This is a genomic window from Streptomyces sp. WMMC1477, assembly GCF_027460245.1.
Classification (GTDB): domain Bacteria; phylum Actinomycetota; class Actinomycetes; order Streptomycetales; family Streptomycetaceae; genus Streptomyces.
This window is the reverse complement of record NZ_JAPZBD010000003.1, coordinates 3,980,646-3,994,153: the sequence shown is the minus strand read 5'-3', so window position 1 is coordinate 3,994,153 and position 13,508 is coordinate 3,980,646. Positions and strand designations below refer to the sequence as shown.

13 protein-coding genes are annotated in these 13,508 nt (G+C 73.9%); 4 read left to right on the top strand and 9 right to left on the bottom strand.

Annotation, left to right across the window (positions count from 1 at the left end; genetic code table 11):
* Positions 1 to 230 precede the first annotated feature (230 nt).
* Positions 231 to 1,403 (top strand): sulfite oxidase, encoded by a 1,173-nt coding sequence (locus tag O7609_RS17995; protein ID WP_269743888.1) that lies wholly within the window; start codon positions 231 to 233, stop codon positions 1,401 to 1,403.
* Here O7609_RS17995 and O7609_RS17990 read toward each other — a convergent pair.
* The 5 genes from O7609_RS17990 to O7609_RS17970 form a co-directional block, all read right to left on the bottom strand.
* Positions 1,372 to 1,974: a MarC family protein gene (locus O7609_RS17990; RefSeq protein WP_269735969.1), complete on the bottom strand. Its 603-nt coding sequence runs from the start codon at positions 1,972 to 1,974 to the stop codon at positions 1,372 to 1,374. The two genes, O7609_RS17995 and O7609_RS17990, sit on opposite strands and share 32 nt — an antisense overlap.
* 138 nt (positions 1,975 to 2,112) lie before the next feature.
* Positions 2,113 to 2,958 (bottom strand): PHP domain-containing protein, encoded by an 846-nt coding sequence (locus O7609_RS17985; RefSeq protein ID WP_269744376.1) that lies wholly within the window; start codon positions 2,956 to 2,958, stop codon positions 2,113 to 2,115.
* Between the two features lie 119 nt (positions 2,959 to 3,077).
* The gene (locus tag O7609_RS17980; RefSeq protein ID WP_269733058.1) at positions 3,078 to 4,145 is read right to left on the bottom strand and encodes an IS110 family transposase; all 1,068 of its coding nucleotides are present in this window, start codon (positions 4,143 to 4,145) and stop codon (positions 3,078 to 3,080) included.
* Positions 4,146 to 4,379: 234 nt separating this feature from the next.
* Complete coding sequence (locus tag O7609_RS17975) at positions 4,380 to 5,012, bottom strand: DUF6758 family protein (RefSeq protein WP_269735970.1); 633 nt, start codon at positions 5,010 to 5,012, stop codon at positions 4,380 to 4,382.
* A gap of 43 nt (positions 5,013 to 5,055) precedes the next feature.
* Positions 5,056 to 5,694, bottom strand: coding sequence for a suppressor of fused domain protein (locus O7609_RS17970; protein WP_269735971.1), 639 nt, complete (start codon positions 5,692 to 5,694; stop codon positions 5,056 to 5,058).
* Between the two features lie 415 nt (positions 5,695 to 6,109).
* On the opposite strand from O7609_RS17970, the gene O7609_RS17965 reads away from it, so the two are divergent.
* Both O7609_RS17965 and O7609_RS17960 read left to right on the top strand, forming a co-directional pair.
* A complete protein-coding gene (locus O7609_RS17965; RefSeq protein ID WP_269735972.1) occupies positions 6,110 to 7,255 on the top strand; it encodes a magnesium and cobalt transport protein CorA in 1,146 nt (381 codons plus the stop codon).
* A gap of 94 nt (positions 7,256 to 7,349) precedes the next feature.
* Positions 7,350 to 7,907 carry a hypothetical protein gene (locus tag O7609_RS17960; RefSeq protein ID WP_269735973.1) on the top strand — a complete coding sequence of 186 codons (558 nt, stop codon included), beginning with the start codon at positions 7,350 to 7,352 and terminating at the stop codon, positions 7,905 to 7,907.
* An 88-nt stretch (positions 7,908 to 7,995) separates the two neighbouring features.
* Here the strand turns inward: O7609_RS17960 and O7609_RS17955 are convergent, their stop codons facing one another.
* Entirely contained in the window at positions 7,996 to 8,835 is an 840-nt protein-coding gene (locus tag O7609_RS17955) for a hypothetical protein (RefSeq protein WP_443072155.1), read from the bottom strand.
* Positions 8,836 to 8,939: 104 nt separating this feature from the next.
* Here O7609_RS17955 and O7609_RS17950 point away from each other — a divergent pair, with 104 nt between their 5' ends.
* Complete coding sequence (locus O7609_RS17950; RefSeq protein ID WP_269735974.1) at positions 8,940 to 10,097, top strand: Mrp/NBP35 family ATP-binding protein; 1,158 nt, start codon at positions 8,940 to 8,942, stop codon at positions 10,095 to 10,097.
* 103 nt (positions 10,098 to 10,200) lie between these two features.
* Here O7609_RS17950 and O7609_RS17945 read toward each other — a convergent pair whose 3' ends face one another.
* From O7609_RS17945 to O7609_RS17935, 3 genes are all read right to left on the bottom strand, one after another.
* Positions 10,201 to 10,863, bottom strand: coding sequence for a hypothetical protein (locus tag O7609_RS17945; protein ID WP_269735975.1), 663 nt, complete (start codon positions 10,861 to 10,863; stop codon positions 10,201 to 10,203).
* A gap of 129 nt (positions 10,864 to 10,992) precedes the next feature.
* Entirely contained in the window at positions 10,993 to 11,505 is a 513-nt protein-coding gene (locus O7609_RS17940; protein WP_269735976.1) for a sec-independent translocase, read from the bottom strand.
* Between the two features lie 199 nt (positions 11,506 to 11,704).
* Positions 11,705 to 13,438, bottom strand: coding sequence for a S1C family serine protease (locus O7609_RS17935; protein ID WP_269743887.1), 1,734 nt, complete (start codon positions 13,436 to 13,438; stop codon positions 11,705 to 11,707).
* Between the last annotated feature and the right edge of the window lie 70 nt (positions 13,439 to 13,508).

Sequence of the window (13,508 nt, the reverse complement as noted above, 5' to 3'; positions counted from 1 at the left end):
TGGCGGCGGCGCGGCTCTCCCACCGGGTGGCCGGACCGGTGCCGCCCGGCGCCGCGGCCGCTCTCGCGGACCAGCCGGAGGCCGAGGAGCGGTGGGCGAGGGTGACGGGCTGCGGGACCCGATCGACCCGGACGTCGCCGGGCGGGTCGCCTCCTCCCGCGCCGCGCGAGAGGAGGGAACGCGCTCCCGCCCGAGTGGTGGGCCGGGCCGCGCCGCAGGACCATGAGCCCATGGGGCGACGGCTTACGGACATCAGCACCCCGGCGCGGCTGGCGGACGCGGACGAGGGGATCAGCCGCGCGGAACTCGGGCTGGCCACGCGCAACCACGGGCTGCCGCTGGAGGCCCTGCGCTACGACGTCACCCCGCCCGGACTGCACTACGTGCTCGTCCACTACGACATCCCCGCTGCGGACGAGGCGGGGTGGGAGGTGACGGTCGGCGGCCTGGTGCACCGCCCACTGCGGCTCACCCTCGCCGACCTGCGCTCCCGTCCCGCCGTCACCCGGCGCGTGACGATGGAGTGCGCGGGCAACGGGCGGGCGCTGCTGACCCCGCGACCGGTCAGCCAGCCCTGGCTCGTCGAGGCCGTCGGGACCGCGGACTGGACGGGCGTCCCGCTGCGGACGCTGCTCGCCGAGGCGGGCGTGGAACCCGGTGCCGTGGACGTCGTGTTCACCGGCGCGGACCACGGCGTCGAGCGCGGGGTCGAGCAGGACTACCAGCGCGGCCTGCCCCTGGCGGTGGCCCGGGGCGAGGACCCCGAGGTGCTGGTGGCCTACGCGATGAACGGCGGTCCGCTGCCACCTCAGCACGGCCACCCGGTGCGGCTGGTCGTGCCCGGCTGGTACGGGATGGCCCAGGTGAAGTGGCTGCGCGACATCACCGTCGTCGACGCCGCGTTCACCGGGTTCCAGCAGACGGTCGCCTACCGCCTGCGGCAGGACGCGGAGGAGGAGGGCGAGCCCGTCACCCGGATCGCTCCGCGGGCCCTGCTGATCCCGCCCGGCTTCCCGGACTTCCTGTCCCGCACGCGGGTCGTCCGCCCTGGCCCGGTGCGGCTGGAGGGCCGCGCCTGGTCGGGGCGGGCACCGGTGCGGGGCGTCGAGGTCAGCACGGACGACGGGGCGACCTGGGGCCGGGCCGAGCTGGACCCCGCACCCGGCGACGCGGCGGACCGCTGGGCCTGGCGGCACTGGCGGTGCAAGTGGCACGCCGAGCCCGGCGGCCATGTGCTCGGCGCGCGGGCGAGCGACGCGGAGGGTGGCGCGCAGCCGCTGCACCAGCCGTGGAACCTCGGCGGCTTCGCGAACAACGTGGTGCAGCGGGTGCCGGTCCTGTGCACGGACGAGGCGGGCGGGCCGGGTCCGCTCAGCCCTGGATCACCTGGCGGACGCCGTTGATGATCTGCTGGACGGCGATGGCGGAGAGCAGCATGCCGGACAACCGGGTCACCAGGACGACGCCGCTCTCCCGGATCAGCCGGACGATCCCCAGGGAGTAGCGCATCGTCAGCCAGAGCACCACGTGCATGGCCACGATCGCGCTCCACACCGACACCTGGCCCCCGAGCCCGTCCGCGCGCTGGACGGCGATGATCACGGCGACGATGGCGCCGGGCCCGGCGAGCAGCGGCATCCCGAGCGGCACGAGGGCGACGTTGACCTCCTTCGTCTGCTTCGGCTCGTCCGTCTTGCCGGTGAGCAGATCGAGCGCGACGAGGAGCAGCAGCAGCCCTCCCGCGATCATCAGCGCGGGCGTGGAGACGTGCAGGTAGTCGAGGATCTGCCGGCCGCAGAGGCCGAAGACGGTGATGACCGCGAGGGCGACGGCCGCGGCCTGCCAGGCCATCCTGCGCTGGACCTTGACCGGGCGCCCGGAGGTGAGCGCGAGGAAGATCGGCGTGATGCCGGGCGGGTCCATGATGACGAAGAGGGTGAGGAAGAGGGAGCCGAAGACTGCGGCGTCGAACATGGGGGTGCCTCGGAGCGGGTCGTACGGGAGGGAGGGGGAGGGTCGGGGAAGCGGAGAGGAGCGAGTCCGCCGACGGGGAGCCCGGGAGCGGGCTCGACCGGGCTGGGCGCGTCTCCCCGCCCGGCGGCCGCCGGAAGGTCAGGCCGTGACCGGCCGGGCTCCGGAGCCGCGGTCGGCGATCTCGGCGTAGACGTCGGGGGCCGTCAGGTGCTCACCGAGGCGGCACGTCTTGCGGCTGCCGTGGTAGTCGCTGGAGCCGGTGGCGAGCAGACCGAGATCGGCGGCGAGGCCGTGCAGGCGGGCCCGGGTGGCCGGGTCGTGGTCCATGTGGTCGGCCTCGATGCCGTCGAGACCGGCGGCGGCGAGCTGGGCGATGGCGCTCTCCGGGACGCACTGGCCGCGTTTGAGGGCGAGCGGGTGGGCGAAGACGGTCACGCCGCCCGCTCCCTTGACGAGGCGGATCGCCTCGAAGGGGTCCAGCTCGTGCTTCTCCACGTAGGCCCGGCCGTCGTTCGCGAGCCACTCGGAGGTGAAGGCCGCCGACACGTCGGGGACGACGCCGAGCTCCACGAGGGCCGACGCGATGTGCGGACGGCCGACGGCGCCGTCGCCCGCGATCCGGGCGACCTGCTCCCAGGTGACGGGGACGCCCAGCTCCTGGAGCTTCGCGACCATGGCCCGGGCCCGCGGCACCCGGTCGTCGCGGACCAGCTCGCGCTGCCGGGCCAACTCGGGTTCGCGGGGGTCGAAGAGATAGGCCAGCATGTGCAGGCTCACACCGTCGAGGCGGCAGGACAGCTCGGCCCCGGTGACCAGGGTCAGCCCGGCGGGCAGGGCCGCGGTGGCCTCCGCGTAACCGGCGACCGTGTCGTGGTCGGTGAGGGCGACGACGTCGAGCCCGGCCCTGGCGGCGTTGCGTACCAGCTCGGCCGGGGTGTCCGTGCCGTCGGAGGCGGTGGAGTGGGTGTGCAGGTCGATCCGCACAGGCACGCTCCAACGCTCGACGGGACGGGGTCGGCACCAGTCTAGCGGCGAGCCGCGGACGCCCGGGCCGCCGCGTCGGCCGAGCGCGGTCGGTCCAGCGCGGAAGCTCCTATAGATCGTCAAGCGGTCTGCGGGAGCTGTTCGCGGTTTCGGGCCGTGTGGGGTAGATGGCGGTAGACCTCGCGGGCGACGAACCGTTTCAAGCAGCGGACGATGTCCTTCTTGGTCATGCCTTCGGCGGTGCGGCGGGCGACGTACTCCTGGGTGCGCTGGTCGTACTTCATGCGGACCAGGACGATGGTGTGCAGCGCGTTGTTGGCCGCGCGGTCGCCGCCGCGGTTGAGGCGGTGGCGGTTGGTGCGGCCGGAGGAGGCCGGGACCGGAGCGGCCCCGCAGAGGTGGGCGAAAGCGGCTTCGGAGCGAAGTCGGTCGGGGTTATCGCCCGCGCTGGCCAGCAGCTGGCCAGCGGTTTCCGGGCCGACGCCGGGCAGGGCGATGAGCCTGGGAGCGGCCTGGGTGACCAGCGGACCGATCTCCCGGTCGGCCTCCTTGATCTCCTCGTCGAGTGCCTGGTAGCGGCGGGCGAGCCTGCGTAGTGCGGTCTTCACCGCGCAGGCCGGGTCGGCGAGTTCGCCCGTGGGGCGGGAGCGGGCCAGGGTATCGATCAGCTCCTTCGGGGACAGCCCGCGCAGCTTGTCCCGGACGCTGGAGGGCGCGGTGACGATGAGGGTGCGGACCTGGTTGATGGTCTGGGTGCGGGCCTTGACGGCGCTCTTGCGGACCACCCGTAGGGCCCGGATCGCCTCTACGATCCCGTTACGGGCCTTGGGCGTGCCCGCGGCCCGCCCCGACAGGACCGCGGTCGCGGCCGCGTAGGCGTCGATGGCGTCGGACTTGCCGTTGTCACGCCTGGCCTTGCGGTCGGGCCGGTCCACCTCGACCACGGTGATCTCGTTCGCGGTGAGGAACCGGGCGATCTCGGCACCGTAGGCGCCTGTCCCCTCGATCCCGACGGCCAGGACCTCGCCGTGCGAGCGCAGCCAGTCCAGCAGCCTGCGGTAGCCGGTTGGGGTGGTCTCGAACTGCTCGGTGGCCAGGTGCCGGCCGATGCTGTCGATGACCGCGGCCTGGTGGAGGTCGGTGTGGGTGTCGATCCCGCCGACCACCGCTATGTCCTGTGCTGCCATGCTGTTGTGTGCTGCCCTTCCAACGCGCGCCGATGGGAGGGCGCGGGCCGGTCGGGCAGACGGACAAGACAGTGATGGGACCTTTGGCCGGGCTCCTATGAAGTCACAGAAGCCCGACCGGCCACACGCCAGGTGGCACCGCCCGGCAGGCCGACGATTCCGCAGAAGGACAGCCGAAGCGCCAGTCAGTCGAAGAGTCAGACCCCCGAGCGGTGCCATGGCCAATCCTCACTGTCAGTCGAGGAGGCGCGGGGAGAGCGCCCCGCAGGGCACCATCTCCACCTCGGCTCCGACCTCCCGCATGTCGGCGAGGACGAGGTCGTCGTAGAGGAGCATGCCCGCCTGTTCCGGCCAGCCGACGACCCACAGCCACAGTCCCCGGGCCTCACCCGCGAACACCGCGCGGTCGTCCGGGGTCTGGGCGACGTGCCACAGCGGGGTGGGCCGCCCGGCGGCCACGACCTTGGCCTGCGGGGGCCCGGAGACGTCGAGCCCCGGGTCGAGACCGGGGACTCCGGCGTAGCGGGCGCCGAGGCCGAGCCCCAGATCCTCGGCGACGAGGACGATCTCGCCGACCCCGCCCACGGGACCGGGGCCCGTGCAGGCGACGGCGGTGGCCCGCCCGCCGCTGCGGTCGTCACCGGCGCTGGCGACCCCGGTGAACAGCCAGCCGAGCGGCAGCGGCCAGGGCATCCACACCGGGACCTGGGCCCGTTTGATCGCGACGGTGAGCGCCTCGACGCTGGGCGGGACCACGGGCTGGACCGGCTGTACGGCGCCGTGCACGGCGCACTGCCAGGAGTCGGAGAAGAGACCGGGTGCCCTCACGCGGCCACCACACTTCGGGCAACTGGGTTCGCCCCTCATGGGCATCCACGGTGCTCCCCCCGACGGGCTTCGTCAAGGACGATCACCCGGTCAGGGGTACCGCGCGGCGGAGCGGGTCGCGCAGGTCCGTGCCGTGCTCGAGCCAGCGTTCCCGGAGGGCCTGGGCACCGTGCACGCGCTTCCAGGCCGCTTCGGTCGGCGTCATGGGCAGCAGCGGCAGGAAGCGGACGGGCTCGCGCGGCGCATCGAGCTCCAGGTCCTCGACGAGGCCGCCCGGCTCGGCCACCAGCACGGAGCTGAAGGGCGCCCCGGGCCACAGCGGCTCGCCGACGTCGAGCGAGGCGCCGGGCGCCACGACGACGCCCTCGACCTGCGGGGACGCGGCGAGCACGGCGAGCGGGCGCAGCACCTTGTCGGTGTCGACGATCCCGGCCCTGACCGAGAGCAGCAGCTCGGCGCGCGGCCCGCGCTCGGGGTCGGCGAGGGCGGCGGTCGGGTCGCTCATGGGCGCCGCCGACATGCCGAGCGTCGCGTAGCGGACCACCGGAGCCCGGGTGTCACCGGCGGCCGGGCCGTCGTCCGGGGTGGGTCCGCCGGTCGGATCGACGAAGCGCAGGACCGCCATCCGGTCGGTTCCGAGGAAGGTGATCGCCGCGCGGGCGTCCGGTTCGCCGAGCGCCGAGCGCAGCCGTGCCTCGACCAGTTCGAGAAGATCGGTCATGCGGCGAGTTTAGGGCGCGTGTTGGTTGGGAAAAGAAGAGGCGCTTTTCGGCCTCCCGAACCGGGGAAGTGGCCCACCGGATGCTACCGTTATGCCGCCCGCCGCCGCCTGTTTCCGCCCTTCGGGGCCCAGCGGCCGGGGCATCCAGCGATTCCCCCCAGGGGGCCGACCGGAGGAGGTGGGCGGACGTGGATCCCAGTCGACCGTGCAGTTGCAGCCCGTCTCCCCTCCGCCAGCGGCCCTGCTGACGCTCACTCCAGGCACTCCACGGCTCCGGGAACGCCCTCCCGCCTTCCCCGCTCCGCCGTGCCCGCTGCCCGGCCCTCCCGGCCGGACCGTCGTGCCCGTGGTGGCCAGCCCCGGCGACAGCGCCGCTGACGGCTCGTTGCGCGTGACACCCGCGAAGGAGCCCAGCATGTCGATGATCCGTGACCTGCGTGCCGCCGTACGGCCCGCCCGCCGTCCCTTCCGCCGCGGCCTGGCGGTCGGCCCCTACAAGCCGGGCCCGGGGCCCGCGCCGTCCAGCGCCGTGATCGACTGCGCCGTCTACCAGGACGGCCGCCGCCGCGCCGACAGCCTGACGCCCGCCGAGGCGCTCGCGGCCGTCCGCGGCGGGGTCAGGCCCGACGGCACCCGCGGCTTCGTGTGGATCGGGCTGCACGAGCCGACGGAGGAGGAGTTCGCCGGGCTCGCGCAGGTCTTCGGGCTGCACCCGCTCGCGGTGGAGGACGCCGTCCACGCCCACCAGCGCCCCAAGCTGGAGCGCTACGACGACTCGCTGTTCACCGTCATCAAGACGATCCACTACCGCCCGCGTGCCGAGCGCTCCGCCGGCAGCCAGGTCGTGGAGACGGGCGAGGTCATGTGCTTCACCGGGGCCGACTACATCATCACCGTCCGGCACGGCGCCGAGGGCTCGCTGCGCTCCCTGCGGCACCGGCTGGAGGACGACCCGGAGCTGCTGGCCAGGGGGCCGTCGGCCGTCCTGCACGCCATCGCCGACCAGGCGGTCGACGGCTATCTGGCCGTCTCGGACGCGGTGCAGGTCGAGATCGACGACGTGGAGATCGACGTCTTCTCGCAGCAGACCGGCGGCAACCGCGCCCAGCAGCGGGCCGGGGGCGAGGCGGGACGCATCTACCAGCTCAAGCGGGAGGTGCTGGGCCTCAAGCGGGCGGTGTCCCCGCTGCTGCGCCCCATGCAGCAGCTCAGCGAGCGGCCGATGCGCGTCATCGACCCGGACATCCAGAAGTACTTCCGGGACGTCGCCGACCACCTCGCCCGGGTGAGCGAGCAGGTGCTCGCCTTCGACGACCTCCTCAACTCGATCCTTCAGGCCAATCTGGCGCAGGCCACCGTGGCGCAGAACGAGGACATGCGCAAGATCACCTCCTGGGCGGCGATCTTCGCGGTGCCGACGATGATCGCCGGTGTCTACGGCATGAACTTCTCCTATATGCCCGAGACCGACTGGAAGTACGGCTATCCGGCCGTCATGCTCCTGATCACCGGCATCTGCTTCGCCATGCACCGCGGGTTCAAGCGAAACGGCTGGTTGTAGCCGTGCACCGGGTGTCCTCGCCCCGCGTGGGGCCCGTTCTCGCGCCCTCCCGGCGGCGCCACGTCGCCCGCCGCACGCACGGTAGGGTCGGGGCATGACCGAGACCACAGCCCCCGACGGTGCTGGGGCCCTGTTCGGACGCGCCCTCGTCGAGGAAGCCGCGAAGAAGTCCGCCCTCGTGTGGGTGCGCGGTCCGCAGGGCGGCCCGGCGCGGGCGCTGTGGCACGTGTGGCACGAGGGCGCGGTCTGCGTCGTCGGCGACGGACCTGGCGAACAGCCTCTGGCGGGCCTCGGGCTGACGGACGGCGCCACCACGACGGTCAGCGTCCGCAGCAAGGACAAGGGCGGCCGGCTCGTCGTCTGGCCCGCCCGGGTCGTCACGCTGCGGCCGGACGGCGAGGCGTGGTCGGCCACGGCCGAGGAGCTCAAGGGCAAGCGCCTGAACGCCCCCGACGCAGACACCCTCCTGGACCGCTGGGCGCGTGAGTGCCGGGTGCTGCGGCTGGAGCCCGCGGGAGAGCCGGTGGAGCAGCCGGGCGCGATGCCCTCGGGCACGACCGCCGCGCCCCCGGTGGCGTCCCCGGCCACGACGCGGCAGCCCGTCCCGGCCGGTCTGCCCCGGCTGATGTTCCGCAGGCGCCGCGAGGGCTGAGGCCCCGGCACCGGACGGGCCACGGGCCCCACCGCGCCGGGCGTTTTGCCCCGGCCCCGGCGTCCACGCCGCGGAGGCGGAGCCGGCGTCACCCTTCGGAGCCGGAGTCCGACCCGGTCTCCTGCTCGGCGAAGATGTCCTTGCCGTAGTCCAGGACCTGCTCCTCCTTGGGGGCGCGCAGCGAGAACTGCTTGTCCCAGTCGGACATCGTGATCACGCCCGCGTCCCCGGCCCGCTCCAGCCGCAGCGGATACGGGGTGTCGATGAGGGAGACGTCCATCACACCCCCCGCGCCGCCCGCCGCGGTGACCCGGATCGTGCGGACGCCGTCCACCTCGCCGCGCTCTCCGGTGGCCCGCTTCCCGTCCATGGCGAGGACGCCGTCCAGCAGGACGTCCATGGTCGTGAAGCCGCTGAGCTGGTCGTAGGCCGGGTCCTCGGCCGGGACCTTCACGTACTTGCCGTCGAGCTTCCCCGCGGCCTCGCGGTCGGCCTCGGTCGGCTCCTCACCGCCGTGCTCCTGGTGGACCCAGAACTCCGCGTCGGCCTTCAGGAAGAGCTGCTCGCCGACGCGCAGCAGCTCGAAGCGGTTGCCGCCCTGCGCGGAGACCTCGCCGATCCCGCCGTCGTCCTTCAGCCGCATGTCGAGCCGGTAGGTGCGGCCCCTGGTCACGAGCGTGCCGGTCAGCCGGACGGCGTCCGCCGCGTCCGCCGCGTCCCTGGCCTTCTTCTCGATGCGCTCGGCGGTGAGCTTGCCGACGCCGTTGGTGCCCGCGTCCGGGTCCTTCTTCTCCTCCGAGCAGCCCGTGAGCCCGGTGGCGAGCCCCGCCGCGAGGCCGATCGCGAGCACCGCCCGCAGCCCGGGACCGGCGGCCCCCCGCGGCGTCCTCCTGCCGATGCGGAACCATGCGGGACGTACTGCGGACACTGCGGCTCTTCCTCCGGTGACGTCGGCGTGGGGAACCGCACACTACCCGCATCGGCGCCACCTGGCGGTGACGGTCCGGCGGAGGGCGCCGTACCATCGGGCGTATGGCTACCGACACGTACGGAGCGGCTCCCACCGACGAGGCGGTGCGCGCCGCCCTCGCCACGGTGAACGACCCGGAGATCAACCGTCCGATCACCGACCTGGGCATGGTCAAGTCCGTCGACATCGCCGCTGACGGCTCGGTGGCCGTCGCCGTCTATCTCACCGTCTCAGGCTGTCCGATGCGCGAGACGATCATCGCGCGGGTGACCGACGCGGTGCGCGGCGTCGCGGGCGTCACGGACGTCCAGGTCGAGCTGGACGTGATGAGCGACGAGCAGCGCCGCGAGCTGGCGGAGAACCTACGCGGCGGAAAGGCGGAGCGCGAGGTGCCGTTCGCCCAGCCGAACTCGCTGACCCGCGTGTACTGCGTGGCCTCCGGCAAGGGCGGCGTCGGCAAGTCCTCGGTGACGGTGAACCTCGCCGCCGCCATGGCCGCGGACGGGCTGAAGGTCGGCGTCGTGGACGCGGACATCTACGGCCACTCGGTGCCACGCATGCTGGGCGCCGAGGGACGTCCCACCCAGGTCGAGGACATGATCATGCCGCCCTCGGCGCATGGCGTGAAGGTCATCTCGATCGGCATGTTCACCCCGGGCAACGCCCCCGTCGTCTGGCGCGGACCGATGCTGCACCGCGCGCTGCAGCAGTTCCTCGCCGACGTCTACTGGGGCGACCTGGACGTGCTGCTCCTGGACCTGCCCCCGGGCACCGGCGACATCGCCATCTCGGTCGCGCAGCTCGTCCCGAACGCGGAGATCCTCGTCGTCACCACCCCGCAGCAGGCCGCCGCCGAGGTGGCCGAGCGGGCGGGGTCGATCGCGGTCCAGACGCACCAGAAGATCGTCGGCGTGGTGGAGAACATGTCCGGGCTGCCCTGCCCGCACTGCGACGAGATGGTGGACGTCTTCGGCACCGGCGGCGGCGAGCGGGTCGCCGAGGGCCTGTCGCGGACGACGGGCACGACGGTGCCGGTGCTCGGCTCCATCCCCATCGACGTGCGGCTGCGCGAGGGCGGGGACGAGGGCAGGCCCGTGGTGCTGAGCGACCCGGACTCCCCCGCCGGGGCGGCGATCCGCTCCGTGGCGGGCAAGCTGGGCGGCCGGCAGCGGGGCCTGGCCGGGATGTCGCTGGGCATCACGCCGCGCAACAAGTTCTGAGACGCGCCGCTCCGCGCCGGGCGCGCGGAGCGGCGCGCACGCACCGACACACAGGGGCGGGTCCGGCTGTCGGGCCCGCCCTGTGCGTTGCCGCGCGCGGCGCTCAGGAGCCGTCGGAGGCGGCCCGGTAGCCGGTGATGTCCTGGATCACGCTGAAGCCGAGGCCGTAGGCGCTCATGCCGCGGCCGTAGGCGCCGATGTGGACGTCGTTGCCCGCGGTTCCGGCCAGCACCCAGCCGTACTCGGAGTCCCGGTAGTGGAACGGCGTGGGCACGCCGTCGACCGGGAGGCTGAGCGTGGCCCAGCCCTCGCCGCCGAGGTGGTCGGCCAGGTCCCAGGCGATGGCGGTCTGCTGGTCCAGCCAGTCCTGCCGCAGCGCCCGCTCCATGTGCGTGGGCCAGGTGCACGACAGCAGCCCCGAACCGGCCAGCCAGGCGGCCGAGGACACGGAGGTGGCCTCCAGCATCCCCGTACCGTCAGCGCTGCGCCGCAGCGGACGGCTCGCCACGGTGACGACGACGGCGAACCGCTGCTCGTCCGGGCTGGTCTCCACCCGCAGCGACGGCTCGTCGCCGTGGCCGGTGGACCCGTGCTCGACGGTGCCGTCGGCCGCCGCTCCGACCTGCATCAGCCAGCGCGGGCCGGTGAACGCCTCGTCCAGCCCGTACCAGGGGAACGCGGCCATCAGGTATCCGTCCACGCTGCGGTGCGCGGCCCGAGCCGGGGCGAACACGGATGACTGGACCGCCCGTCTGGTGCTCTCCATCTGCGCGAAGCCTCCTCGCCGGTGACACCCGGGCTTACTGCCCCGGACACAGGGAGGATAACGACCGGGACGCGCCGTGTCCGATCAGGGGATCAGTTGATCAGGTGATGAATCCGACGTGTACGGCATTCACGTGGCGTCCGCGTCGAAGGGCGTCGGCGTCCCTCCGGAGCCCACGTCCTTCTTCCGCAGCAGGTCAGGGACGGTGGAGACGGACTCGGAACCCGCCGCTCCGGCCGCCGGGGCGGCGCCCCCCGCGTCCGTCGGCCGGACCGGGCCCGGCGTGCCGCGGCCGTTGATCAGGTCCGTCGTCTCGGTGAGTTCCTTGCGGACGTCCAGGGCACGCAGGTCCTCCCGCACGTCCAGGCTCTCGCGCAGCTCCTTCAGGCCCAAGGCGTCGTCGTCACTCATCAGGTGCTTCTGGGCGAAGCGCTTGGGATGCAGGTCCTGGAACTCGAAGTCCTGGTACTCGGGGCCCAGTTCCTTGCGGATGTCGTCTCTGGCGCTGTCGGAGAACTGCCGGACCTTGCGGATGAAACCGGCTGCGTCCTGGATGAGCCTGGGCAGCTTGTCCGGGCCGAAGATCAGCACCGCGAGGATGAACAGCACCGCGAACTCGAGGGCCCCTATGTCCATGAACACTGTGCCACTCCTCCAAGGCTGCGACGGTCCGGGCTTCCGGTCCCTCGGTCACGGTACCCGCCCGGGGGTACGCGACGGGAGTCGGTCGACGCCGACACGTCACGTTGAGGGGTTGCCCGCCGCCCGCCGCCCGTGCCGTGCGCCGCCGCGGCCGCTCCCCGGCTCACGGCCGCGTCCCGCCCGTGCCGCCGGACGGGCCTCAGTCACCGCGGGCCGTGTCCAGGGTCACGACGACGGTGTCCTCCTCGCCGTCCCGTCGGACCGTCAGCTCCAACGCGTCGCCCGGGCGGTGGCTGCGGATCTTCACGATCAGCTCCTCGCCGGTGCGGACGACGTCACCGTCGACGGCGGTGATGACGTCGCCCTCCTGGATGCCCGCCCGGTCGGCCGGGCCGTCCTCGACGACCGCCGGGCGGCCCTCCTCGGTCACCCCGACCAGGGCGCCGTCACCGCTGTAGGACATGTCCACCCGCACCCCGATCACCGGGTGCGTGGCGTGGCCGGTGTTGATCAGCTCCTCGGCGACTCGCTTCGCCTGGTTGATCGGTATGGCGAAACCGAGGCCGATCGAGCCGCCCTGGCTCTCCCCTACCGCGCCCTCGGCGGAGCGGATGGCGCTGTTGACGCCGATGACCCGGCCCTCGACGTCCACGAGCGGGCCACCGGAGTTGCCCGGGTTGATGGGCGCGTCGGTCTGGAGGGCGTCGACGTAGCTGATGTCGCTCGCGTCCTCGCCGCCGGCCGTGATGGGCCGCTCCTTGGCGCTGATGATGCCCGACGTGACCGTCCCGGCCAGGTCGAACGGGGCGCCGATCGCCACGACCGGGTCACCCACCTGCACCGAGTCGGAGTTGCCGAGCGGCAGCGGCCTGAGGTTCTGGACGCCGTCGACCTTCACCACGGCCAGGTCGTAGCCGCCGTCCCCGCCGACGAGCCGGGCCCTGGCCGTGTGACCGCTGCTGAACGTCACCTGTATCCGGCCGTCCTCCCCCGCGGGGCTGACCACGTGGTGGTTGGTGAGGATGTGCCCGCGGTCGTCGAGGACGAAGCCGGTGCCGGTGCCCTGGGCCCCGCCGCCGCGGACGTGGATGGTCACCACCCCGGGCAGCGTGGCCGCGGCGATCCCCGCGACGCTGTCCGCCGGACGCTCGGGGCCGCCCGGGGCGGACTGCGGCAGCGTCACCGAGCCGAAGTCCCCGTTGCGCTCCAGGTACGCGCCCGCGAAGCCGCCCGCCACCGCGGCGACCAGCACACAGGCGAGGACGGCGGCGAGAAGCCGGCCGCGTCGCCGGCCCCCGGGCTCCGGCCGCTCGGGCTGTGCGGGGCCGCCCGAGGAGGGCTGCGACCACGGGTCGTAGCCGCGCCAGCCGACCTGCGGAGCGGCGCCGGTGGCCGGTGCGGCCGAACCGGGTACGGGTGCGGCCGACCCGGTGGCCGGACCGGGGGCGTGCCCGCCGGTCTCGGCGTAGGCGTCGGTCGGGGCGGGAGCCCCCGGTGCCGACGGCACCGGGGTTCCGGCGGCCGGAGTGCCGCCCGTGACGGTCCGGGCGGTGGGGGTCCCGGCCGCGGGGGTGCCGTGCACGGCAGTGCCCGCGGCGGGGGTGGCGCCCGCCGGGGCGGTGCCCACGGCCGTGCCGGCGGGCGGGGTGGCCGTCGAGGGCGCGGTGGGGTGCGGCGGCGGGAGCGGGGTGCCGCCGGAGGGTGTGGCGCCCGGGTGCTGGACGAGCGGGGCGGGGGACCACGGGCCGGGATCGCCGTAGGGCGGGGTGGAGTACGGGTCCTCACCGTGCCGCGGCACCGGTGCGGCCTCCTTGGCCGTACCCCGGCCGCCCTGCCGCCCGGCCCCCTCCGCGCGGCGGGCCTGCGGAGCGGGCACCGGGATCGGGCGGCTCCACCACTGCGGCGTCGCCCGGGATTCCCTCGCCTCGTCCATCTGATCCCCACTCACCTCGTCCCGCCCGGCGGGACCGACTCCGGCGGTCACCCTACGTCGTCACACCGAC